Below are 22,935 nucleotides of genomic sequence, written 5' to 3'. Positions count from 1 at the left end.
GTGCGTCAGGGCTTGAGGACGACCTTCTGGCAGCCGTCCTGCTTCTTCTGGAACACGTCGTACATCGTCGCCGCTTCGTCGAGCCCGACGCGGTGCGTCGCGAGCTGCTCGACGCCGAACGGGTCGGCGTCGACGAGCACGTCGCGCAGCTCGTCGGTCCACTGCTTGACGTGGCACTGGCCCATGCGCATCGCGATGCCCTTGTCGAACATCTGCATCATCGGCATCGGGTCGAGCGCGCCGCCGTAGACACCGGAGACGGAGACGGTGCCGCTGCGGCGGACGCTGTCGATCGCGGCGTGCAGCGCGGCGAGACGGTCGATGCCGGCCTTCTTCGCGAGCGGCTCCGAGATCGCCGACGGCAGCTTGCTCACGGCCGACAGGCCCGCAGCGGCAACCGGGTTGCCGTGTGCCTCCATGCCGACGGCGTCGACGACGCCGTCCGCACCGCGCCCGCCCGTCAGGTCGCGCACCGCGTCGCCGACGGCGCTGACCTGCGAGCCGTCGAGGTCGTCGAGGTTGATCGTGCGGGCGCCGCGGGCCTTCATGCGCTCGAGGCGCTCCGGCACGCGGTCGACGACGATGACGTCCTCGATCCCCAGGTACTGCGCGCTCGCGACGGCGAGCTGACCGACGGGGCCGGCGCCCATGACGGCGAGCGTGTCGCCGGGGCGCACGTTCGCCCATTGCACGCCCTGCCACGCGGTCGGCAGGATGTCGGACAGGTAGAGGTAGCGCTCGTCCTCGCCGGCCTCGGGCACCTTGATGGGGCCGAAATCGGCGTGCGGCACGCGGACGTAGTCCGCCTGGCCGCCGGGCACCGCACCATACAGGCTCGTGAAGCCGAACAGGCTCGCGCCGGTGCCCTGGTCGACGTTCTGCGTCGTCTCGCACTGCGCGAACAAGCCTCGGTTGCACATCCAGCAGTGGCCGCAGGAGATGTTGAACGGCACGACGACGCGGTCGCCGGGCTTGAGGTTCGTGACGCCCGAACCGACCTCCTCGACGATGCCCATGAACTCGTGGCCGAGGATGTCGCCCTTCGTCAGGAACGGCGCGAGGACGGTGTAGAGGTGCATGTCCGAACCGCAGATCGCGGTCGAGGTGACGCGCACGATCGCGTCGGTGGGCTCCTGGATGCTCGGGTCGGCGACCTGCTCGACCGAGACCTTGCCCTGGCCCTGCCAGGTGAGTGCTCGCATCAGTTTCTCCTCGAGAGGATCACCGCGACGTGCGGCGATCAGCTGGTGGGGATGGGGTGGTGGGGAGCGTGGTGCCGGGAGCCGCCGCGCGTCGGTTCGGCTCCCGGGTTCGTCACAGCTCGGTCGTGGCGCTCTGGCCCTTCGGACGCTCGCCGCTGACGCGCGCCTTGACGATGCTCGCGAGCGCGGAGGCCTTGCCGCCGGGCTGGCCCCAGAACTGCGCGGACTCGCTGACGACGCGGACGAGACCGAGGTCCGGGTCGTCCTTGCCGCCGTCGTACCACGCGGCGACGTCGTCGCCCCACAGCTCGTCGACCTTGGCGCGGTCGTCGACGAACTCGACGCGTCCCGCGACGGACAGCCACGAACCGAGGTGCGCGAACGACAGGTTGACCTGCGGGTTGCTCTGCAGCGCCTGCGCCTGCTCGGTGCCGAGGCCGACGAAGAACCACACGTCGGCGTCGTCCGTCACCTCCTGCGGCGTCATCGGGTGGCTGTGCAGGGCCCCGTCGACTGCGATCGAGGTGAGCATGACGAAGCGCTCACCACGCATGATCTCGACGACCTGCTCCTGCGAGATGTCGGACTTCGGGGTTCCAGCAGACATGGTGCGTGCCTTTCGTCGGGGGTCTGGGATGCTCGGGTGGTTGGGTTCAAATCTTCGGGTGGCGCGACCCGGGGCCGCTCAACCCTCGGGTTCGAGGTTGCTGCGCGACGCGCGATCACCGAGCGTCGTGAGGAGCTTGACGAATCGTCCGGCCTTCGGTGCGAGCTTCGATCCGGGGACAGGCGTCGTCGCACCGGGAACGGGCCCGGGCAGCGCACGCCCGACGAGGCCCATGACGCGCGTCGTCACGCCCGGCATGACGCCGTGGACGCGTGCGCCGAGCTTCGCGGCGGGCGTGAGGATGACGTACGGCTTGCCGGCGAGGACGCCGTCGACCATGCGTCGCGCGGCCTTCGTCGCGTCCATGCTGACGAACGGCAGCGACGCGGCGGGCGCAAACCACGCGTATTCGGCCTGCGCGTTGCCGTAGAACTGTGCGGCCGTGTGCGAACCGGTGCGCATCAACCCCGGGGCGATGACGGTGGCGCTCACGCCCGTGCGGGCGAGCGACGCGGCGAGGCCCTCGGTGTAGCCGACGGCCGCGAACTTCGCCGTCGAGTAGGCGAGCAGGTGCGGTGCGCTCAGCAGGCCGCCGATGGAGGTGACGACGCCGAAGCGCCCGCGCCCGCGTTCGCGCATGCCGGGGATGACGGCGTCGGAGAGGTTGATCGGCCCCCACGCCATGATGTTCATCGCGCCTTCGATGTGCTCGTGCGTCGTGTTCTCGGCCGGGCCGACCTCTATGACACCGGCGACGTGGATGGCGACGTCGATCGGGCCGTGCTCGCGCTCGACCTGGGCGACGGCTCGAGCCACCCCGTCGCGATCACTCACGTCCATGACGATCGTCGAGACGGCACTGCGCGCGTGGCCGTGGGAGACAAGCGTGTCGGCGGCCTTCGCCAGGGCGTCGGCGGAGCGAGATGCGAGGACGACGCGGTGCCCGGCGTCGGCGAGGGCGGTGGCGACGAGAAAACCCAGCCCGCGCGAGGCTCCCGCGACGAGTGCCAAGGGCTTCTCTGACGAAGCCGATGCATTCTGGTTCGGCGAACTGACCGGGTGATCCGACTGGCTGCGCGACGTCTCCATGAGTTTCACCCTAGAGTCGATCCCTAATTTTTCCAATGGGTTTCGCCTCTCACACCGAGTCGTCACCCACACGGGTGCCCGGCGGCTCATGTCCCGTCAGCGCCCTGGGCCTCGCTGCGATCCTTGTCCACATCTGCGATTTTCGTCCACATCCGTAGGGGCGTGGTGAGAGGGGGTGCGGTGGCCTTACTCTCCGACATAGGGTCGAGAGGCCATGATCGAACGACCACCAGCATGAGGAGAGCCATGAGCGACAACGAGCGCACCACGAGCCCCGACACGCGCGGCACCGGGGACGAGCTGCACCAGGGGGTGAGCGGTGGCAACGCCATGACGACGTCGCAGGGTATTCCGGTGACCGACGACCAGAACCAGCTGCGTGCGGGCGACCGCGGCCCGTCGCTGCTGCAGGACGCCGCGTTCCGCGACAAGATCATGCACTTCGACCACGAGCGCATCCCGGAGCGTGTTGTCCACGCCCGCGGCTACGGCGCGCATGGCGTGTTCGAGAGCTACGACGACCACAGCGACCTCACGGCCGCCTACCTGTTCGGCAAGAAGGGCCGTCAGACGGAGACGTTCGTTCGTTTCTCGACGGTCGCCGGCAACATGGGCTCCGCCGACCTCGCGCGCGACGTCCGTGGCTTCGCGACGAAGTTCTACACCGAGGAGGGCAACTGGGACCTCGTCGGCAACAACATCCCCGTCTTCTTCATCCAGGACGCGATCAAGTTCCCCGACCTCGTGCACTCGGTCAAGGAGGAGCAGGACCGCGGTTGGCCGCAGGCGGCGAGCGCGCACGACACGTTCTGGGACTTCATCTCCCTCATGCCCGAGTCGACGCACATGGCCCTGTGGGCGATGAGCGACCGCGCGATCCCGCGCAGCTTCCGCTTCATGGAGGGCTTCGGCATCCACACCTTCCGCTTCGTGACGGCCGACGGCAAGAGCTCGTTCGTCAAGTTCCACTGGAAGCCCGTGCAGGGCATGCAGTCGGTGGTCTGGAACGAGGCCGTCAAGATCAACGGCGCCGACGCCGACTTCCACCGTCGTGACCTGTGGAACGCGATCCAGAGCGGCGACTTCCCCGAGTACGAACTCGGTGTCCAGGTGTTCGACGACGCGTTCGCCGACAGCTTCGACTTCGACGTGCTCGACTCGACGAAGATCATCCCCGAGGAGATCGTCCCGATCCGCCCGCTCGGCAAGATGACGCTCAACCGCGTCGTCGACAACGTCTTCTCCGAGACGGAGCAGGTCGCGTTCATGACGCAGAACGTCGTGCCCGGCATCGACTTCACGAACGACCCGCTGCTGCAGGGCCGCAACTTCAGCTACCTCGACACGCAGCTGTCGCGCCTCGGCTCGACCAACCACACGCAGCTGCCCGTCAACGCGCCGAAGTGCCCCGTCGCGCACTTCCAGCGTGACGGTCACATGCAGTTCGCGCACCAGAGGGGCCGCGCCAACTACGAGCCGAACGGCTTCTCGGGTGACGACCGTGGCCCGCGCGCGCTGACGACGTTCCAGCCGGACACGTACCCGACGAAGGTCGAGGGTGAGGCGCGCCGTCTGCGTGCGGAGTCGTTCGCCGACCACTACAGCCAGGCCAACCAGTTCTGGAAGAGCCAGACGGAGGTCGAGCAGAAGCACATCGTCGACGCGTTCGCGTTCGAGCTCGGCAAGTGCGAGATCCCCGAGATCCGCACGCGCATGCTCGGCAACCTGCGCAACGTCGACGAGTCGCTCGCGCAGCGCGTCGCCGACGAGCTCGCGATGGAGCTGCCGGAGGCCTCGCCCGCGAAGGTGGCGCCGCGTCACGACCTGCCCGTCTCCGACGCGCTGAGCATCGTGAAGAACGGACCCGACAGCTTCGCCGGCCGCAAGATCGGCGTCGTCGTCAGCGACGGAACCGACGCCGACCTGCTCGCCGCGGTGCGTTCGGCCGCCGAGGCCGAGGGCACGGTCGTCGAGATCGTCGCGAAGGCCGTCGGTGGCGTCACGCTGTCGAACGGCGAGAAGCTCGCCGCCGATCACGCCATCGCCGGTGCGCCGTCTGTGCTGTTCGACGCCGTCGCACTGCTGCCGTCGGCTGACGGTGCGGCGACGCTCGGCAAGGTCGCTGAGGCTCGTGACTTCGTGACGGACGCCGTCGCGCACAACAAGTTCCTGGCCCTCGGCCCGGACGCGTCGGGTCTCGTCGAAGCCGCGGGTGTGGCGTCGAAGAAGGACGACGGGTTCGTCGACGTCAGCGACGCGGCCGGCGCGAAGGGCTTCGTCGAGACGTGCCGTGCGCTGCGCTTCTGGAAGCGGGAGCTCTCCGCTTGAGCGAACCCTCTCGCGCGCTGTGCCGCCCCGATCTCCCTGCTGGGGACGTCGGGGCGGCGCTTGCCGCTGCCGGTGAATTTGCTTCCGCCGCAGCGGCGTTGGGCCGCGACAGCGCGGTGTATCTCGACACGCTCCGATCGCTCGGCGCCTTCGACGTGACGACGGCCCGCGTCATCGAACCGCACCTCGATGCGCTTGCGATCCTCGCCGAGGCGGGGGTTGCGCCGGGCGACGTGCTGCCCGGCGGTGGGGACGGCGCCTGGGGTGTGTTCGCGGCGCGGGCGCCGGGCCTCGCCGCGCGTCGCGAGGGTGACGGCTGGGTGCTCGACGGGGTGAAGCCGTGGTGCTCGCTCGGTGAGCAGTTGTCGCATGCGCTCGTGACGGCCGGTACGCCTGAAGGACAGCGGTTGTTCGCCGTCGACCTCACGGATGCGCGGGTGCGTGGCGCCGAGGAGCCTTGGGTGTCGCGTGGGCTCGTCGCGATCCGTTCGACGTCGCTGACATTCGACGCGATGCCCGCGACGCCCGTCGGGGAGCCAGGTTTCTACCTCGGCCGTGACGGTTTCGCGTGGGGTGGCATCGGTGTCGCCGCCGTCTGGGCGGGCGGCGTGGACGGCCTCGTCACAGCGGTTCGTGCGGCTGCGGGGCGGCGTGAACCCGATCAGATCGCGCTCATGCATCTGGGCCGGCTCGAGGTCATCACGTATCTGCTCGACGCGGTACTCGCCGACGCAGCCCGCGCGATCGACGGTGGAAACGCCTGCGGTGCAGCGGGTCTCGCGTTGTCGTCGCGCGTGCGAGCAGTCGTCGCCGATGCGGCGGAGCAGGCGCTGACGATCTGTGGCCACGCGCTCGGCCCCGGCCCGTTGACGAGCGACGAGACCCACGCGCGGCGCGTTGCCGACCTCGGTGTCTACGTGCGCCAGCACCATGCCGAACGCGACCTCGCCGCCATCGGCGCCGCCACGCTGGAGCGTCACTGATGCGCGGGATGCCCGCCGCGCCGGCCTCGTGGTCGTCGCGGGAGCCCGGCACGAGCGAACGCACGTGGTTGCGAGGGACGCCATGGGCGTCGCTTGGCCACCTCGACGTCGAAGCCCTCGCTGCCCGGTACAGCCGCGTCGTCGTCGTCGCGGCTCACCCCGACGACGAGACACTCGCCGTCGGCGCATTCTTGGCGATGCTCGCGGACGCGGGGTCGCCCGTAGACGTCGCCCTCGTCACCGACGGCGAGGGATCGCACTCTGCGGCAACGGGACTGACATTCGAGGTCGTCCGCGAAGTCCGTCGTCGCGAGTTCGACGACGCTCTCGGTGTGCTGCTCGGCGGTGCGCTCGGGCGGGTTGAGCGCCTTGCGCTACCTGACGGCCGCGTCGCTGACCACCGTGCCGAGCTGGCCGCTGCGCTGGAGCGCGTCGTGCGGGTAACTGCGGCGGAGGCATCCACGGTGTCGGACCAGTCGCCCTCGAGAGCGGTCGGCTGCGATGACGCAGCCACCGATGTGACCTCGACGGTGACGCCGTCGATGACGCCGGTGCGTGGGTCGGGAACTGAGCGGGTGCTCGTCGTCGCCCCGGCGGAGGCCGATGCGCACATCGACCACGACACGTGCGGAGCCGTGGCGCGTGACGTCGCGGCGCAGCTCGGGGCGGCGTGCGTCAGCTATCCGTTGTGGTGGTGGCACTGGGGCGATCCATCGTCGGTCGCCGAAACGGTCTGGGAGAGCAGTGTTCTCGCTGTCCCCGACGTCGCCTCGCTCCAGCGCAAACGCGCAGCCATCGCGGCGTACTCGTCACAGATCGGGACGTTCGCGCGCCCCGCAGCCGAGCCTGCGATGCTCGACGCCGGCGTCCTCGCCCACTTCGAACGTCTCGTCGAGACACTCTTCGACCCCGATGGCGCGCTGCCCCGCGTCGCCTCGTTCGATGACGGCCGCACGCCGGCGGCATCCTTCGACGCGATGTTCGAGGGCAGCGACGACCCGTGGGGTGTCGAGACGCGCTGGTACGAGCGGCGTCGCCGTGCCCTCATCGAGGCGATGCTGCCTGACGAGCATCTCGGGCGCGTGCTCGATCTCGGATGCTCCACGGGCGCCCTGACGCGGGTGCTCGCCGAGCGCGCCGACGGCGTGGTCGCGGTCGACGGGAGCGCCCAGGCGCTGGCGCGCGCTCGTCGACGTGACGTCGACGGCGTCGACTGGCGCCACGCCGAACTGCCTTCTGTGCTCGATGAACTCGCCGACGAAGGGCAGCGGTTCGACACCGTCGTGCTGAGCGAGATCGGCTACTTCCTCGACGGCGCGACGCTGCTGGCGACCCTTGCCGGCATCGACGCACTGCTGCGCGATGACGGTGTCGTCGTCGTGGCGAACTGGCTGCACCCGACGCGTGACATCCCCCTCGACGGGCGTCTCGTCGATGAGCAGGTGCGCCTCGTGTGGCCGACGCTCGCGCGTTACGAAGACGACGACGTCGCCATCGTGGTCGCTCGCCCGAGCAACGGCGATGCCCCAACCGCCGCATCGGCCCCCGTGTCGCGCGACACCCGCGCCGTCCTGCGAATCCCGTCCACATCGGCGAATCCTGTCCACATCGGCGATTTTCGTCCACATTCGTCGGCTGACGGCGAGCGCGGCATTGGCGCCGCCAGCGGCGAAAGTGCCAGAGATGACGTCGAAGGAGACGTCTCATGACAACGCCTGCCGTCGAGGCGACGCCTCGCAACCTGCACTACGGCGAGTTCTACGGTCTCACCGACCCCGTGCCGACGTCCGACCCTGACGGCCGCCCGGTGCTCGTCGTCCACGGCAACTGCCAGGCGGAGTCGCTGCGCGTACTTCTCGACGGTCGGTACGGCGATCGCATCCGCACGATCCGCCTCGTCCCGGCGCACGAACTGGTCGCCGATGACGTGCCGCATCTGCATCGCACCCTCGCGCAGGCCCACTACCTCGTCACACAACCCGTCGCCCCCGGGTATCGCGGCCTGCCCGTCGGCACGGAAGAACTGCTCACGGCGGCGCCGCACGTCAGGTCGACGATCGTGCCCGTCATGCGGTGGGCGGGGCTGCACCCGGCGCAGGTCATCGTCCGCACGCCCGCGGGCGAGCCGCCGATCGTGCCGTATCACGATCTGCGCGTCATCGCGGCGTGCCGCCGAGCGGGTGACCACGCGACTCGCATGACGAGCGACGACCTGCCGCAGCTCGACGAGCGCGCCGTCGCTGCCCTGCGCGACGCATCCCTCGCCGAGCTGACGCGGCGCATCGAGGCGCACGGCGCCGTCGACATTCGTGATGCCCTCGCGCGCCCTGGACGGCGCAGCGTCCACGTCATCAACCACCCGACGAACGACGTCCTCGTCGAGGTCGCCGACCGCATCGCGGCCGCCCTCGACCTCGGCGCACCCCGCGAGTACGACCCTGGCCGGTCGCTGCTCGGCGCCCTCGTCGCGCCGATGGACGAGCGCGCCGCCGCGCTCGCGCAGGTGCCGATGAGCGATGACGACGTCGCCCGCGTGTGGCAGGTGCGCGGTCAGGCGGTGGGCGAGGACGAGATCGTCGCCGCCCACGCCGCGTGGTACGCCGAGCACCCGCAGGCACTCGCGGACGCGGTGCGTCGACATGCGACGTTGCTCGAGATCGTGGACGGTGACGTGTGAGCGCCGCACCGAGCGGCGATGCGTTCGAACATCCGACGGACGTCAAGATGACGAGAAGCCCCGTCGCACATGACAATACGAGGATGACGACGACGCGCCCGGCGAGCACTGCCGCTGAGGAACCCCGCAGCGCGCACGTTGCATCGGGTGATGCGGCTGCAACCGTCGACCACCTCCTGCTCGGCCCGCCCGAGCACGGGGTGACGCGCCACGGGGCGGCTCTCGCCGGTGCGCGCCGCACGTCGATGCTCGACGTGGGGACCGGCGCGCGTGACCTCGCGGCGTACCTCGCGGACGATGCGGGGCCCGTGCATGTTCACCTCACCGACGCGCTGCTCGGCGCCGACCACCGGGCGATCGAAGCCGGGGTGCGCGCGATCGAGGGCGCCGCGCGGCCCGTGCACGTCACGCTTCACGACATTCCGCAGCCCGCCGAGGGGCAGGCGCGCTACGAACGTCGCGCTGCGCTGTATGCGCGCATCGTCGCGGCCGCCGCGTCTGTTCAGGTGTGCAGCGAGGCCGAGCGCGCGATGCTGGGTGACGTCGTCGCAGCGCATGCCGGTGACGCTGACAGCGCCGCTCGGGGTTTCGGCGACGCCGATGTCGCTGGCGTCGGTGTCGTCACGTTGCCGGTCGATGCACGACCGAGTGCAACCGCGGCGGGCGACGCGGTGCTCGCCCTGGGCGATGACGCGCCCGTCGGCGTCCTCGGGTTCGTCCATCCGGGCAAGGATCCGCAGTTGGCGCTCGATGTTGCCGCGGCGCTGGGTCGCGACCTCGTTCTGCTCGGCGCGGTGGTCGAGGGGCACGAGGACTTCGTCGATGACTTGCGCCGCGCCGCGAACGCGCGCGGAATCGAACTGCGCGTTCTCGGGCACCTGAGCGAGGACGAGATGGACGCCGCGATCGCGACGATCGCCGTGCCGCTCGCGGCCTACCGTCACATCTCCGCGTCGGGTTCGATCGGCCGATGGATCGCCGCCGGTCGCCGGCCGATCACGCTGGCCACGCCGTGGGTCACCGAACTGTCGACGACGGCACCCGGGTCGGTGACGGTCGTCGAACCTCGTACAGATGCAAGCGAGTCGGGTGATCGGGATGGGGTGGTCGACGCTTTCGTCGATGCCGCCCGGGCGGCGCTGAGCGACCCGATGGTGACCGTGACGAACCCGTCGCATCCCGGCTTGCTCACGACGCCGGACGCCGCGCGTCGCCAAAGCGAACTGCTCGCCGCGCACCTGACGCCCCTGGGTGGTGTCGGGTGAGCGCGAACGCTCGCGCGGGCGAGCAAGGGGCTGACCTGAGCGTGGGTGACGGACGCGACGTCGACGTCGTCGTCACGCATTTCGAAGACCCGCAGCGTTTGCGATGGGTGCTGGATTCCCTTGCGGCGCAGGATGATTCGTCGCTGCGCCTCCACGTCGTCGTCGCGGATGACGGTTCGGCCACCCCGCCGAGCGTCCCCGACGGCGTCACGCTCCTGCGACAGGCGAACGAGGGCTTCCGCGCCGCGGCGGTGCGCAATCTCGGCGCGCGCGCCGGGTCGTCACCGGTCGTCCTCTTCCTCGACGGCGACACCGTGCCGACGCCCGGCTACTGTGCCGCGATGGTCGACGCCTTGCGAGAGGCGTCGCGCGAGGCGCCGGGCGCCGGCGCCCTCGTCGTCGGAGCCCGTCGGCATGCCGATCTCAGTGCCGTCGCCGCGCGGGGTGACGACGTCGTGTCCTGGTGTGCGGCAACCGATCCCGAGGCGCCGGCCGACGGTGACGTCCTCGCCGCACCCCAGTGGCTGCGCGACGGCTATACGCGCACGAACGACCTGCGTGACGCCGGCGACGGCGACTGGCGACTCGTCATCAGCGCCGTCATGGGCATGACGCGCGACGCGTTCGAACGACTCGACGGGTTCGACGAGAGCCTCGTCGGGTACGGCGGCGAAGACTGGGATCTCGCCTATCGCGCCTGGAACACCGGCGTCGCCCTGCGTCATGCGCCGGCCGCGGTGGCCTGGCACGACGGCCCCGACGCGGGGGAGCGAGCCGATCTCGCGCAGCTCAAGGAGGGCGAGCAGCTCGCGCTCGCTGCCCGCATTCCACAGCCAGACGTGCGGGGGCGCCACGGTATCTGGCGCGCCCCGCGCGTCGTCGTGTTCTGGCGGCCGGCGCGAACGGTGGCACCGAGCGGCGAGTACGCCGCCCTCGAGTCGTGGCTCGCGCTCGCGGACGTCGGGATCTGGTGCGGTGAACACCGTCCCGACGTGCTCGCCGATGACTCTCGCGTGTGCGCCGGCGAACCGTCCGACGACGTTCTGCAGCGCGCTGAGTTCATCGTCGACGTCATGCAGCCGTGCGTTCTGCGCGATGCCGAGGGTCTGCTCGCAGCGTGCGACGGCGCGCCATGGGTGGGCGGCGTCGTGACGGCGGCGCGCACCCGTCATCGGACGAATGTGGACGAAAATCGCAGAAATGACAGGGTCGCTGGGCCGGTCGAATCGTCCGCGGATGCGTCACCGATCGTCGACACCGTGCCCGCAGACGGGCCCCTCGACCTCGAGGCCTGGGGCCGACGGAGGTGGTCATGAGCGAGCGCACCTATCCGTGCGTGACACGTGCGCTCACTCGCAGCCGTGACGGTTCGCCTCGCCCTGCTCTCGCCGGCGCCACCGTCATCGTGCCTGCGCGTGACGAAGAGCAGGCGCTTGCGCACTGCCTCACGGCGCTCGAACGAGCGCTCGTCGAGGTTGCTCATCTCGCGCCGGCGATGACGTTACGTGCGTGCATCGTCCTCGACACGTGCACCGACGACAGCGAGGCCATCGTGCGTGCCTTCGCGGGCGCCGCGGCGCACCGCGGGCAGTTCAGCGTGGAGCCGCTCGTCGTCACGGCGGGGAGCGTCGGGCGAGCGCGTGCCGCGGGAGTGCGCTGCGCGCTCGAATGGGCGGAACGTGACGGCATCGATGCCGACGCGCTGTGGCTCGCGTCGACCGACGCCGACACGCACGTCCCGCCGCACTGGCTGAGCGCCCACATCGCGACGGCCAACGCCGGCGCCGACGCGTACGTCGGCACCGTCGAACCGGACGCGGCTCTCACCGGCGCGCGGCGCGCAGAGTGGATGGAACGACACCATCTGCGGGAGGGGCATCCTCACGTGCACGGCGCGAATCTCGGTGTGCGCGCCTCTGCGTACCTGCGGGTCGGCGGGTTCGCGCCGCTGTCGCTGCACGAGGACGTAGACCTCGTCGAGCGGCTGCGCGCCGAGGACGAGCGCCTCGTGCGGGCGGCCGATGACGCGCGCGTCGTCACGTCGAGCCGTCTCGACGGGCGAGCTGTCGGCGGGTTCGCGACGTATCTGGCCAACCTGCGAGGAGGAGTCGCATGACGTCGCTGCGCATCGCCGTGCTCGCCACGAACCGCAACCCGTTGAGCGAGCCGTTCGCCGGCGGCCAGGAATCGCTGACGGCGGCGCTCGTCGCCGGGTTCCGTCGGCGCGGCCACCACGTCGTGCTGTTCGCGGCCGAGGGGACGCCGGCCGACGTGGCCGACGAGGTCGTGACGTACCCGGCGCTGCCGCGGTTCTCGGCGGTTGCCGCGCTCGACCCGCAGCTGCCGGAGAAGCCGTTTCTCGACGACCATCACGCGTTCACGTTCGCGGCCGCCGAACTGGCGCGCCGGGATCGTGCCGGTGAGCTCGACGTCGTCGCCAACCACAGCCTGCACCACCTGCCGATGTCGCTGTCGCGCGCCTACGACGCGCCGGTCGTCACGACGTTGCACACGCCGCCGTTTCCGTGGATGGAGCTCGGCGCTGCCCTCGCCTCGCCGGCGTCGCGGTTCGTCGCGGTGTCGAAAGCCCTCGCGGCGCAGTGGTCGACGGTGACGCGGCAGGTCGTGGCGAACGGTGTCGACGAGTCGCGTTTCGTCCTCGGGCCGGGTGCTGCCGACGGCCGTCTCGCCTGGGTCGGTCGGATCACGCCGGAGAAGGCGCCGCATCTCGCGATCGATGCGGCGCGGATGGCCGGGCGACGGCTGGCTCTTGTCGGGCCGGTCAGCGATGCCGCGTACTTCGAGGCGGAGATCGCGCCGCGGCTCGGGGGTGACGTCGAGCATCTCGGCGCATTGCGGCCGCAGGAGGTGGCGAAGGTCGTCGGGCGGAGCGACGCGTTGTTCGTCACACCGGCATGGGATGAGCCGTTCGGCCTCGTCGCCGTCGAGGGCGCGATGTGCGGGACGCCTGTCATCGCCCTCGCACGAGGTGGTCTCGTCGAGGTGGTGCGACCGGACATGGGTGTCCTCGTCGACGCGTCGAAGAATCCGGTCGTGGATTCGTCTGAGCTCCCGGCAGGAGCCGTGATGGCGGCGCCCGACGACGTGCTCGTCGCGCGACTGGCCTCTGCCGTCACCGAAGTTGACGCTCTCGATCGCGCGGCGGTGCGCGAGTGCGCCGTCCGCCATTTCTCTCTCGATGCCTGCATCGACGGGCATCTCGCGGTGCTGACGGAGGCGGTTGACGCGGCGCGCCGTTCGCAGCCTGCGTCGGGCGCGCGATCCGTCGAACGTCACACACCGCTGGACCCGCTCCCGAGCGACGCCGACGCGCGGCGGCTCGTCATCCGTGAGGACATGAAGCCTCCAGCCGGGGTTCGTCCGGGGGTGAGCGCGCCGAACGGCATGGGCAGCGACGTTGCGGACCGTCCGTTGCTCCCGGGGAGCCTTTCGGGCGACAGCGTCTCAGGCGGCGCCCAACCGGACGCGACAGGGGCGATGTCGTGATGCGCATCGGTTATTACGTGCACCATCACGGGCGGGGGCACGCGACGCGGGCGGGCGTCATCGGTGCCGAACTGACGCGGCGCGGGCACGTCATCACCTATCTCGGCAGCGGCGCACTGCCCGACGGGGATCAGGTCGCGCTCGCGTCGGATGCCGATGAAGCGGATGCACCGTTCGTCGACCCCGATGCGGGTGGGCGTCTGCACTGGGCTCCGCTCGGCGGTGGCTACGCCGAGCGTTCGGCGCAGATCGCGGCGTGGGTGACGCAGGCGCGCCCGGACGTCGTCGTCGTCGACGTCTCCGTCGAGGTGACCGCTCTCGTGCGGCTGCTCGGCGTCCCCGTCGTCGTCGTGGCTCAGCCCGGGCGACGCGACGACGCACCGCATGCGCTGGCGTTCGACCTGGCGGCGGCTGTGCTGGCGCCCTGGCCGGCGCGGCTCGACGTCGCGCCGCACCTCGAACGCCATCGCGACAAGACGGTCGAAGTCGGTGGCCTGTCGCGCTTCGCGGGTCATGCTGCGGGGCCGAACGCTGCGGGCGGTGGTTCGTCGGCATGTGCCTCCCCGAACTCCTCGGAAAGTGTTGCGTCTGGCCCGCGGGCGGACGGTTCCCGCGATGCCGGCGGCTGCGGCGTCGCGGCGGACGTCTCGCAGAGCACTGCACCGGGCGCCGGATCCGGCGGTGCAGCAATAGACGCTGCGGGAGGCCCTTCGCTGGGCGCACGGCGAGGGGCCTCGTCAGATGCCTTGGCGGGCAGCGATTCTGACGGTGCTGCGGTGAACGTTCCGGAGGGCCTTTCGGCGGGCATGCCGAGAGGGGCCTTCTCGGACGCGACATCGCGGGGCGCCCAAGAGATACCAAGGTTGCGTGGTGTGCTCCTCGTCGGCGGCGAGGGCTGGGACGACGCTGAGCTTCCGGGCGCCGTCGAACGCGCTGTGCCGCAGGTCCATTGGCGGACGCCCGACGCCGACCACCCCGTCGAGGTTCTGCTCGCGACGGCTGACGTCGTCGTCACCCACGCGGGGCAGAATGCTCTTGCGGACGTCGCTGCCTTCGGTGTTCCTGCCGTCGTCGTGCCGCAGGAGCGTCCGTTCGACGAGCAGGCCGACATGGCTCGTGCTCTTGACGACGCCGGCATCGCGCGCAGGCTGACTCTGGGTGCGACCGCTGACGAGGTCGCTGCCGGCATCCGTGAACTCCTCGCCGGGGACGACGAGCGATCGACAGGACGTGCGTGGGCGCGCTGGTGCGTCGACGGCGCTGTTGACCGCGCGGCTGACGTCATCGAGGCCGCTGCGCGCGGGGGCGTCGCTGACCTAGCCGCTGGAACTGAGGCCGACGATCTGGGAGGTGCTGTGCGTGGGAGCAGGCACGGCATCGACGATGTTGCGCGCGCAGGTGTCGCAGAGCGAGGCGTCCGCGAAGCCGGGGGCGCTGCGCGTGGAGTCGTCGAGGGCGGCTCCGGCTGGCCAGCCGCTACCGGCGCCGAGACGCCCGCACTCGGTGATGGGACGCTGCCGTGATGACCGACATGGGGTCGGGCCGGACGCTGCCCGTCGCCGTCGTCACTCCGGTGCGGGGGCGTCTGGAGCACCTCGTCAATCAGCGACGGTTCCTCGATGAGGTGGCGCCCGACGTGCGACACGTCATCGTCGCCGTCGACATGCCTGATCTGGGTGACGACCTGCGCGCGGCGGGCGTCATGGGTGAGAGCGTCAGCATCGTGCCCCTCGACGATCACCCGCTGGGCATGCCGACCGCGCGGGCCCGCAACGTCGGCGCGACGGCGGCACTCGATGATGGCGCGGAACTCATCGTCTTCCTCGATGTCGACTGCGTCCCCCTGCCCGGTTTCGTCGATGCGTCGCGTGACGCGCAGCGTCAGCTCGATGCTCGCGGCGAGCGTGCCGTGCTCAACGGCATCGTCACGTATCTGGGGGAGGACGATCGTCTCGACGGTGAATTCCCGGCGGCTGCAAGACGTTTCGTCGCTCCGCATGCTGCGCGCCCCGCGCCGTCGTCGGGTGCGGTCGAGGTCGACGACGACCATCGTCTCCTGTGGTCGCTCGCGTTTGCGCTCGATGCCGACGCCTGGCGCGCGTGCGGCGGTTTCGACGAGCGGTACGTCGGGTACGGCGCGGAGGACACCGACTTCGGCATGCGAGCCCGTGACGCGGGCCTGCGGATGGCGTGGGTCGGCGGCGCGCACGCGTTGCATCAGTGGCATCCGAGCGCGAACCCGCCGCGCCATCACGTCGTCGACATCGTGCGCAACGCGAACCTCTACCGCGAGCGGTGGGGCACCTGGCCGATGGAGGGCTGGTTGCAGGCGTTCGCCGACGAAGGCCTCGTCGAGTGGACCCCTACGTCGTTGTCCCTGGCGTCGCCGCATTGAGCCTTGCGGTGTGCCCGAATGTGGACAGGATTCGCAGGCCTGTCCGAGAATCGCGAATGTGGACGAAAATCGCAGTTGTACACGGCGCGCCGGGGCCATCCTGCGATCTACGTCCCCATCTGCGAATCCCGTCCACATTCGTACCGCGGGGTGACGCATCGCCACCGAGACGAAGAGCGCGGACGGGCCGACTACGCGCCGTCGCCGCCGCCGCTCCGCGGGGAGGCCTCAGCCTGGGCGCTTTCATCGACGCGGATGCGGCTGTACATGAACATGTCCTTGCGCGAATCGCCCACCTGCTGCCAGGAACGCAGCAGTCCTTCGCGTTCGAAACCACAGGCCTCGGCGCAACGCCATGACGCCTCATTCCACGGCTCGACGTAGAGCTCGAGGCGGGCCACGTCTTCGAGCGTCTCGGCCCAACCGCTCAGGATGGCAAGTGCGCGCTTCGCGTAGCCGCGTCCCCGGAACGCCGGCGCCAGCCAGTACCCCGTCGAGGCACGCCCCTGGTGGATGGAGCTGAGCCACAGGCCGATGTTGCCGATGCACTGATCGTGCTGGTCGGTGATGGCGAAGGAGTACCCGGCGCCGGTCCGTAGTCGCTCGTGCTGACGCGCTATGTAACTCAGCGCGTCGTCATGGGAACCGCTCGCGGGGACGGTCGTGATGAGGGGAATCAGCGGGTCGCGGGCAACGCTGCGAACCAGATCCACGTCATCGTTCACGAAAGCGCGAAGGGTGACACGTCCGTCCCCCAGGTTCGGCAGTTCGGCGGGGAGCATGGTCTCACTCTCTCCCCATCGGCGATCAGCGGCAACCGGGTGACATGCCGAAGGCTCAGGATGCGCGGTCAGGGGGTGAGTCTCGCGATACGGTCGGGAAGTTGCCTCGCGGTCTTCGTCCGTGCTGCACATCGCCTGAGCGTTATCGCCCCGATGATCGGAACCTCGAATGTTCTCGCTCGAATCGCCACTGCAGACCGACGCGTGGGCCAATGTCCAACGCAAGCTCGGCAAGCAGACGTCGACACTGCAGGGAGACGGGTGGTCGGCACTGTGCGTCGAGGAGAAGCGCGCGGTCGGCTCCTACCTGTACGTGCCGTACGGGCCGATCTGCCGTGACGCCGGCGCACTCGACGACGCCTTGCGCGCCATCCACGCCCATGCTCGTCGACGGCGAGCCTGGTGGGTTCGCGTCGAGCCGCGCAGCAGCGAACGCGAGGCCCTCTGGTCGGACCTGCCGCTGTGGCGGGACGTGCTCGAGGCAGACAGATTCCACCCGGCGCTGCACGATCACCAACCGAAGCACACTCGCCTCATCGACCTGACTCCGGGCCCGGACGCCATCCTCGCCGCGGCGACGGGCAGCATCCGCACGATTCACCGCAACCACGCGAAGAAGGGCCTGGAGGTGCGGACGAGCCGCAACCCGGACGACGTCACCATCCTCGCCGCGTTCCTGTCGCAGGCTGCGGGGCACAAGCACATCGTCGCCCGCTCGGCCAGCTACCTGCACGCAGTGGCTTCCGCGATGATGCCGGTGGACGCGGCGACCCTCTACTCGACGTGGAAGGACGGCGCCCCGCTGTGCGCCACCCTCGTCTACGACAGCCCCACCCAACGGCTCTTCGCCCACGCCGCGATGCCCGTGGAGCATCGAAAACTGCGTCCGAACCAGCCCCTCATCACGCGCGCGCTGCTCGACGCCCACGACGCAGGCATTCGGACCGCTGACCTCTTCGGCCTCGCACCACCGGACGAGCCGAACCATCCTTGGGCGGGATTCAGCGCCTTCAAGCGTTCCTTCGGTGGCGAGGACGTCACCCACCTCGGCACCTGGGAACGCGACATCGTGCCCGGAGCGCGACGTGCCCTCGAAGCCCGCGAACATCTCGCGGAACGTCGTCAGACGCAGCGGGCTCGAGGCCCGCAGGACAGCGCGGACTCGTCGGCGCCCGTGGCGAGCACCGTGCCGACGACGGTGTCAGCGGAGAACAGCTCGGTGCCGCACTGACGATTGGCCGACGGGTCAACGGCGCGACTGGAGCGTCATAGAGTCCGCGGGGGGGGCGACGGAGCAGCGCTGGTGACCACGACATCGCCGATGTGACGAGGATCCGCAGACCGGGACGCGGCTCGCAGAGGTGGACGAAAATCGCGAATTTCGTGCACATTAAGGCACGCGACGTATGTCGCTCACAGACGCGCCAGGGGCGACGTCGCGTCAACGAGTGGGAATGCTGGCGCGGTAGATCTCGGAGTGAACGCGTGCTCCGGCATCGCGTTCGTCGCGGCGTTCGGCGACGTCGGCCGGGGCAGCGCGCCCTTGGTCGACGGCGACCAGGATCGTGTCGGCAAGCCTGCGAGCGTCGACGGTGGCGTCCTCACTGGCGGCATCACCGTCCTCGGCCTCATCGCCCCTGCCCGCGAGATCGTAGAGGACGGGCGCGTGCTGTTCGCCGTAGAACCCGATGTTCGGTGCCACGACGCGCACGCCGAGGTCGTGACACATCTCGATCCACCCCGAGTGGGTGCCCCAGACGTTCGCCATGACGCTGACGTCGAGGCCGCCGACGAACGCGAACAGCGTCGCGTCATCCATCGGCTCGTGCAGGACGAGCGTGATGGCGCCGCGCGCCGCCAGCGCCTCGGCGCGCTCGACGACGCAGGCGTCGTGACCGCGATCGGTCGGGTCCGCAACGGCGCGGTGCATCGTCACGACGATCTCGACGTCAGGCCGCTCATCGGCGACGAGGGCGAGCGCGTCGAGCGCTCCCGCTGCGTCGACGTTCGTGCGAAGACTCTTGAGGTGCAAGCCGATTCGCCGACGATCATTTCGCGCGGGCGCCGCTGTGCTGTCGTCGCTCGACCGCGCGTCGGCGCGGTTCGTCCGAGAGGAAGTGTCATCGAGCAGGAGCGTGGCCATCACGTCCAGCGGCACGATGTGCGGGTGGTGCACGACGACGGCGTCGCGACCCCAGCGAGCCTGGATCGCATCAGCCGCGCCCTGGGTCAGCGTGATGACGGCGTCAGCCGCCGGCACGAGCGCGTCGAGTCGGCTGAGCTGCGCCGCCGGGTCCTTGATGTGCGGGTTGCGCAGGTCGTGCACCGTGACGACGACGCCCTTGCCCAGCTCGTGCGCCACCTCGACGACCTCGCGCAGGTGCTCAGGGCTGAACGACTCGAACCCGAAGTGGACGTGCAGCACGTCGAATTCGCCGGCATGCTCGCGTAGCCAGGCCGGATCGAGGATGCGCGGCGGCCACCAGCGCGTCGAGCCGTCGTCAGCGATGACGAGCGGGTCGGGCAGGCGGATCACCTCGTCGCACCCGTCGCCTGGTGTCTCGCCGGTCGGGGAGAGGTGCGCGACGTAGGAGTGATCGGCCGGAACCGACGCGACACGAATCATGGCTTCTCCTGGAGGCGATCTCATCGGCTACGACACTGAGCACGACACAGTGAACGCGACCGAGGGCGGGCGCCGTCACCCTACCCGCAGGCTCGCCCGTTGACGGATCATCGTTGCCCGGATTCGCGTCATGTTCGACGCCAATCCGGGCAACGATCGTCCCTCGGCCTGACAAGTGCATCGCGCATCTGCAGTCAGACGGTGCCGCCGACATGAGCCAGGCCCCGGGGAGGCGGCGCGAGGCAGCCCCGTCTTCATCGGCGCGGGCATGTCAGACGTGCTCCGGTGGACACGCGGCGGCGTGGGCCGTCACAGTGGGCGGGTGAGTGAACCCGAGCGCACCCCGGACGGTCGCTACATCGTCGTGAACGGTCGACGCTGGCGCGCGTCCGACCCCGGCATCCCGCCGAAGCTGCGGCAAGAACTCGTCGACGAACTGATGGCCGCCCGTCGCCTCGTGCGCACGGACGCCGAGCACGCCCGACCGCGCGTGCAGGCGGCCAAGATCGCTCTCGGCGAACGGGGCTACGAATGGTGGACTACTCCGTCCGACGACGAACGCGACGTCCGCATCGAAGCGACGATCCGCGCGCTGCTGCGTCATCGCGCCGGCAAGAGCATCTGCCCCAGCGACGTCGCGCGCGTGGTCGGCAGCGGCGCGCACACTGACATCCATGGCGGCGGTATTTCGCAGGCTAGTGGCCACGAGACGGCGACCCAAGTCGGAGGCGAGTCGACCACTACCGGGGGCAGCGATGCGACGAACGGCGATGACGGGTGGCGCGACCTCATGCCCGCCGTCCGCGCCGTGACGCATCGAATGCGAGCGGCAGGCGAGGTGCTCGTCACCCAGAAGGGCAAGGCCGTCGACGAGACAGCTCGCGGGCCCGTCAGGATCATCTTTGCCGACGGTGGCGCTGACGATGACATTCGTGGTGACGCTGGGGAGCGCCCCACGTCGTGATGTTCCCCGACATCGCGTCGCTGCCGACGCGATGTCGGGCGAAAATCGCTGACGCTCAGTCTGACGACGGGCGTATCACTCGAGATCCGCCGCGACCGTCCCCCGACGCCGCCGTGAGTGTCAGCCTGGCACCACAGGTTGACATCCACCGTAGATCGCAGAGGGGGGACACCCACGTCAAGGGCGTCGGGCGGCCGATCTCACTACACGACGTGCGGCAGGACGAACAGCATGAGCATCGACCACGTCAGGTGCGTGACGATCGGCCCCGCGAGCGAGCCCGACTGCTGACGCAGGACGGCGACGACGAAGCCGAGCATCGCCGCGGCGAGTGCGAGCAGCGGAATGCCGGTCAGGGCCGTGACGGCGGTGTAGGCGACCGTCGTCCACAGCACGCGCTTCCTCGGCGACAGCACGCGCCAGAGCCCGCCTCGGTAGAACACCTCCTCGGCGATGCCGTTGACGGCCGTCGTCAGTGCGACGATCGGCAGGCTGCCCTTGCGGGCATGGTCGAGCAGGTGCGAGACGGGGTCGCGCAGCGCCGGGATGAAGCGCACGAGAAACGCGCCGACGACGAACAACAGCGCCAACGCGATGCCGATGCCGAACGCCTCGAGCAGTTCGCGTCCGTCAGCGCGCCAGCGCAGCCTGGTCGCCCCGACCCGGCCGGCCGCGAAGATCCCCGCTCCGTAGATGACGGCGACGAGGAACGTCGCCGGGTAGAACAGGGCCTGCCCCGGCTCGAGATTGAGCGACCACGACAGTGCGACGGCGGCCGCGACGCCCGTCGCGCCGATGATCACCCGCGTCGCCCCGAGACGATGCTCGGGCACGGGATCGGTTGCGGCGTCACGTAGTTCGACGTCGCGTGCCCCTGCGAGCGCGGCGCCGAAGACGTGGCGAGGTGAGCGGTGCGATGTCGCCATCAGCGTCCCGGGTTGCGACGGGCGATGACGGCGCTGAGGACGGTGGCGAACCCCGTCCACGCCGCGTACGGCGCGAGCACGACGCCCTTCTCCGGCGAGGCCTTGTGCGCGCGGCGCACGAGGTCGGCCGAGCTGGCGGCGAGCACCGCAGCCTCCAGCACCGCCGGACGCAGCTTCTTCGCGGCGAAGAACGTGCCGTTCCAGCCGACGTTGAGGGCCAGGTTCGCGGCGAGCGCCGCGATGTACGCCCGCTGTTCCTTGGTGCGGCCCGTCTCGGCGAGGTCGGCGATCGTCAGGCTCGAGATGAGCGCGAGGTCGGTGTAGAGCGCGCTCCACACGATCGGGAACGCGGCGGGCGGCGGCTGGATCGCCGGCTTGCGCAGCGTGCGGTACCACGCCGACTTCGGGTCGGTCAGCAGCGAGCCGGCGACGGCGGTCGCGGCGACGGCGGCGGACGTCAGCCCGAGCGTGCGTACCCAGCGCGAGGTGTCGAGGTCCTTCACGGCCGCGCGCACGGCATCCTCGAACGTCGTGTGACCGCCCGGAGGTGCGCCGACGAGGTCGTCGAGGTCGCGTTCGTGGACGACGGTGTCGTGCTGCAGGCTGCCGATGAGCGGCGCCGCCAGGCTGCTGGAGACGGGCGTCACGAGGCCGATCCAGTGCCCGGCGAGTCCGGCCGTCGTCACCGGCGCGGTGCCCACGATGCGCGGCAGCCAGCGCTTCGTCGCCTTCGCGTAGCGCTTCATCATGTCGCCGTACGGCATCGGTTCGGGGCCGCCGATGTCGAAGGTGCGGCTGACGTCGGCGGGCAGGTCGGCGGCACCGACGAGATAGTGCACGGCGTCGGCGACGGCGATCGGCTGGATGCGGTTCTTGATCCACTTCGGCGCGATCGCGCCGGGCAGGCGCTCGCTGAGGTTGCGCAGCATGATGAATGACGACGACTCGTCACCGATGACGACGCCCGCCTGCAGCGCCGCCGTCGGAACGCCGGAGTCGATGAGCACGTGGCCCACCTCGACGCGCGAGCGCAGGTGGTCGGACAACTGCTCGACGTCCTCGTCGTCCGGGTGCAGGCCACCGAGGTAGACGATGCGCGAGACGCCGGCGTCGCGGGCGGCGTCGGCGAACGTCGAGGCCATCTCCTTCTCCTCGGAGACGAAGTCGTCGGACGTGCTCATCGAGTGCAGCAGGTACCAGGCGACGTCGACGTCCTGCATGGCGCGCGCGACGTCGGAGGCCTCGGACGCGTCACCCTCGACGACCTCGACGTGCTCGCCCCACGGCAGCGCACGCACCTTCTTCTCGCTGCGGCTGAGCACGCGCACGCGCCATCCCCGCTCGACGAGTTCAGCGGCCACCTGGCCGCCGACGTATCCGGTGGCCCCGGTGACGAGGGCGAGGCGAGAGGTCATGAAGTCCATCCGTTTCATCGAGGAATGCGCGTGGATCACGTTGGAATTTCAGGATAGTCGTACCTGACGTCGGCGTCAGCGGCGCCGGTCACAGCGGGGTTGCTCAGCGCGGGCGTCAGCTGCGCCGCTCATGCGGGCGCACCTGAGCGCCGCGGTGCGTGGGGAACGG

The 22,935-nt window shown here is 70.2% G+C and carries 19 protein-coding genes; 12 read left to right on the top strand and 7 right to left on the bottom strand.

The features are described from left to right. Nucleotides 1-5 precede the first annotated feature (5 nt). The 3 genes from AX669_RS03095 to AX669_RS03085 all read right to left on the bottom strand — a co-directional run bounded on the left by AX669_RS03095 (nucleotide 6) and on the right by AX669_RS03085 (nucleotide 2,898). The gene (locus AX669_RS03095; protein ID WP_062256513.1) at nucleotides 6-1,202 is read right to left on the bottom strand and encodes a zinc-dependent alcohol dehydrogenase; all 1,197 of its coding nucleotides are present in this window, start codon (nucleotides 1,200-1,202) and stop codon (nucleotides 6-8) included. Nucleotides 1,203-1,314: 112 nt separating this feature from the next. Further along, the gene (locus AX669_RS03090) at nucleotides 1,315-1,809 is read right to left on the bottom strand and encodes a pyridoxamine 5'-phosphate oxidase family protein (protein ID WP_062256511.1); all 495 of its coding nucleotides are present in this window, start codon (nucleotides 1,807-1,809) and stop codon (nucleotides 1,315-1,317) included. Between the two features lie 78 nt (nucleotides 1,810-1,887). After that, a complete protein-coding gene (locus AX669_RS03085) occupies nucleotides 1,888-2,898 on the bottom strand; it encodes an SDR family oxidoreductase (protein WP_062256509.1) in 1,011 nt (336 codons plus the stop codon). A gap of 246 nt (nucleotides 2,899-3,144) precedes the next feature. On the opposite strand from AX669_RS03085, the gene AX669_RS03080 reads away from it, so the two are divergent. From AX669_RS03080 to AX669_RS03035, 10 genes are all read left to right on the top strand, one after another. Continuing rightward, nucleotides 3,145-5,226 (top strand): catalase, encoded by a 2,082-nt coding sequence (locus AX669_RS03080; protein WP_062256507.1) that lies wholly within the window; start codon nucleotides 3,145-3,147, stop codon nucleotides 5,224-5,226. Then, nucleotides 5,223-6,209, top strand: a complete 987-nt coding sequence (locus AX669_RS03075) for an acyl-CoA dehydrogenase family protein (RefSeq protein WP_231729385.1) — start codon at nucleotides 5,223-5,225, stop codon at nucleotides 6,207-6,209. Before AX669_RS03080 ends, AX669_RS03075 begins: the two co-directional genes overlap by 4 nt. Next, complete coding sequence (locus AX669_RS03070) at nucleotides 6,209-7,918, top strand: PIG-L family deacetylase (RefSeq protein WP_062256503.1); 1,710 nt, start codon at nucleotides 6,209-6,211, stop codon at nucleotides 7,916-7,918. The genes AX669_RS03075 and AX669_RS03070 overlap by 1 nt, the downstream gene beginning before the upstream one ends. Next, nucleotides 7,915-8,886, top strand: a complete 972-nt coding sequence (locus AX669_RS03065; protein WP_062256501.1) for a WcbI family polysaccharide biosynthesis putative acetyltransferase — start codon at nucleotides 7,915-7,917, stop codon at nucleotides 8,884-8,886. Before AX669_RS03070 ends, AX669_RS03065 begins: the two co-directional genes overlap by 4 nt. Before the next feature lie 83 nt (nucleotides 8,887-8,969). After that, nucleotides 8,970-10,151, top strand: a complete 1,182-nt coding sequence (locus AX669_RS03060) for a hypothetical protein (RefSeq protein ID WP_156444899.1) — start codon at nucleotides 8,970-8,972, stop codon at nucleotides 10,149-10,151. Further along, nucleotides 10,148-11,467 (top strand): glycosyltransferase family 2 protein, encoded by a 1,320-nt coding sequence (locus AX669_RS03055; RefSeq protein ID WP_006946667.1) that lies wholly within the window; start codon nucleotides 10,148-10,150, stop codon nucleotides 11,465-11,467. The genes AX669_RS03060 and AX669_RS03055 overlap by 4 nt, the downstream gene beginning before the upstream one ends. Further along, nucleotides 11,464-12,267 (top strand): glycosyltransferase family 2 protein, encoded by an 804-nt coding sequence (locus AX669_RS03050; protein ID WP_082740547.1) that lies wholly within the window; start codon nucleotides 11,464-11,466, stop codon nucleotides 12,265-12,267. The genes AX669_RS03055 and AX669_RS03050 overlap by 4 nt, the downstream gene beginning before the upstream one ends. Continuing rightward, nucleotides 12,264-13,658: a glycosyltransferase gene (locus tag AX669_RS03045; RefSeq protein ID WP_062256497.1), complete on the top strand. Its 1,395-nt coding sequence runs from the start codon at nucleotides 12,264-12,266 to the stop codon at nucleotides 13,656-13,658. Before AX669_RS03050 ends, AX669_RS03045 begins: the two co-directional genes overlap by 4 nt. Then, the gene (locus tag AX669_RS13800) at nucleotides 13,658-15,181 is read left to right on the top strand and encodes a glycosyltransferase (protein WP_231729384.1); all 1,524 of its coding nucleotides are present in this window, start codon (nucleotides 13,658-13,660) and stop codon (nucleotides 15,179-15,181) included. Before AX669_RS03045 ends, AX669_RS13800 begins: the two co-directional genes overlap by 1 nt. Continuing rightward, complete coding sequence (locus AX669_RS03035) at nucleotides 15,181-16,053, top strand: glycosyltransferase family 2 protein (RefSeq protein WP_051805565.1); 873 nt, start codon at nucleotides 15,181-15,183, stop codon at nucleotides 16,051-16,053. Before AX669_RS13800 ends, AX669_RS03035 begins: the two co-directional genes overlap by 1 nt. A gap of 191 nt (nucleotides 16,054-16,244) precedes the next feature. Here the strand turns inward: AX669_RS03035 and AX669_RS03030 are convergent, their stop codons facing one another. Next, on the bottom strand, nucleotides 16,245-16,967 hold the full coding sequence (locus AX669_RS03030) for a GNAT family N-acetyltransferase (RefSeq protein ID WP_231729383.1): 723 nt from the start codon (nucleotides 16,965-16,967) through the stop codon (nucleotides 16,245-16,247). 37 nt (nucleotides 16,968-17,004) lie between these two features. On the opposite strand from AX669_RS03030, the gene AX669_RS03025 reads away from it, so the two are divergent. After that, the gene (locus tag AX669_RS03025) at nucleotides 17,005-18,066 is read left to right on the top strand and encodes a GNAT family N-acetyltransferase (protein WP_062256491.1); all 1,062 of its coding nucleotides are present in this window, start codon (nucleotides 17,005-17,007) and stop codon (nucleotides 18,064-18,066) included. A gap of 210 nt (nucleotides 18,067-18,276) precedes the next feature. Here AX669_RS03025 and AX669_RS03020 read toward each other — a convergent pair whose 3' ends face one another. Continuing rightward, on the bottom strand, nucleotides 18,277-19,461 hold the full coding sequence (locus AX669_RS03020; protein ID WP_062256489.1) for a glycosyltransferase: 1,185 nt from the start codon (nucleotides 19,459-19,461) through the stop codon (nucleotides 18,277-18,279). A gap of 322 nt (nucleotides 19,462-19,783) precedes the next feature. On the opposite strand from AX669_RS03020, the gene AX669_RS03015 reads away from it, so the two are divergent. Then, entirely contained in the window at nucleotides 19,784-20,425 is a 642-nt protein-coding gene (locus AX669_RS03015) for a DUF3253 domain-containing protein (RefSeq protein ID WP_231729382.1), read from the top strand. A 203-nt stretch (nucleotides 20,426-20,628) separates the two neighbouring features. Here the strand turns inward: AX669_RS03015 and AX669_RS03010 are convergent, their stop codons facing one another. Then, nucleotides 20,629-21,351: a CPBP family intramembrane glutamic endopeptidase gene (locus AX669_RS03010; protein ID WP_062256485.1), complete on the bottom strand. Its 723-nt coding sequence runs from the start codon at nucleotides 21,349-21,351 to the stop codon at nucleotides 20,629-20,631. Continuing rightward, nucleotides 21,351-22,766 carry a tryptophan-rich sensory protein gene (locus AX669_RS03005; protein ID WP_062256606.1) on the bottom strand — a complete coding sequence of 472 codons (1,416 nt, stop codon included), beginning with the start codon at nucleotides 22,764-22,766 and terminating at the stop codon, nucleotides 21,351-21,353. Before AX669_RS03005 ends, AX669_RS03010 begins: the two co-directional genes overlap by 1 nt. Nucleotides 22,767-22,935: the final 169 nt, after the last annotated feature.

Source organism: Dermacoccus sp. CCH2-D9, assembly GCF_001556795.1.
In the GTDB taxonomy this organism is placed as follows: Bacteria; Actinomycetota; Actinomycetes; order Actinomycetales; family Dermatophilaceae; genus Dermacoccus; species Dermacoccus nishinomiyaensis.
Note: the sequence above shows the minus strand (reverse complement) of the source record. Positions and strands in the feature narration are given on the sequence as shown.

Coding starts and splice junctions, on each gene's coding strand:
- AX669_RS03095 (WP_062256513.1), bottom strand. CDS start 1,202: ATGCGAGCACTCACCTGGCAGGGCCAGGGCAAGGTCTCGGTCGAGCAG.
- AX669_RS03090 (WP_062256511.1), bottom strand. CDS start 1,809: ATGTCTGCTGGAACCCCGAAGTCCGACATCTCGCAGGAGCAGGTCGTC.
- AX669_RS03085 (WP_062256509.1), bottom strand. CDS start 2,898: ATGGAGACGTCGCGCAGCCAGTCGGATCACCCGGTCAGTTCGCCGAAC.
- AX669_RS03080 (WP_062256507.1), top strand. CDS start 3,145: ATGAGCGACAACGAGCGCACCACGAGCCCCGACACGCGCGGCACCGGG.
- AX669_RS03070 (WP_062256503.1), top strand. CDS start 6,209: ATGCGCGGGATGCCCGCCGCGCCGGCCTCGTGGTCGTCGCGGGAGCCC.
- AX669_RS03065 (WP_062256501.1), top strand. CDS start 7,915: ATGACAACGCCTGCCGTCGAGGCGACGCCTCGCAACCTGCACTACGGC.
- AX669_RS03060 (WP_156444899.1), top strand. CDS start 8,970: ATGACGACGACGCGCCCGGCGAGCACTGCCGCTGAGGAACCCCGCAGC.
- AX669_RS03050 (WP_082740547.1), top strand. CDS start 11,464: ATGAGCGAGCGCACCTATCCGTGCGTGACACGTGCGCTCACTCGCAGC.
- AX669_RS03045 (WP_062256497.1), top strand. CDS start 12,264: ATGACGTCGCTGCGCATCGCCGTGCTCGCCACGAACCGCAACCCGTTG.
- AX669_RS13800 (WP_231729384.1), top strand. CDS start 13,658: ATGCGCATCGGTTATTACGTGCACCATCACGGGCGGGGGCACGCGACG.
- AX669_RS03035 (WP_051805565.1), top strand. CDS start 15,181: ATGACCGACATGGGGTCGGGCCGGACGCTGCCCGTCGCCGTCGTCACT.
- AX669_RS03030 (WP_231729383.1), bottom strand. CDS start 16,967: ATGTGCAGCACGGACGAAGACCGCGAGGCAACTTCCCGACCGTATCGC.
- AX669_RS03025 (WP_062256491.1), top strand. CDS start 17,005: ATGTTCTCGCTCGAATCGCCACTGCAGACCGACGCGTGGGCCAATGTC.
- AX669_RS03020 (WP_062256489.1), bottom strand. CDS start 19,461: ATGATTCGTGTCGCGTCGGTTCCGGCCGATCACTCCTACGTCGCGCAC.
- AX669_RS03010 (WP_062256485.1), bottom strand. CDS start 21,351: ATGGCGACATCGCACCGCTCACCTCGCCACGTCTTCGGCGCCGCGCTC.
- AX669_RS03005 (WP_062256606.1), bottom strand. CDS start 22,766: ATGACCTCTCGCCTCGCCCTCGTCACCGGGGCCACCGGATACGTCGGC.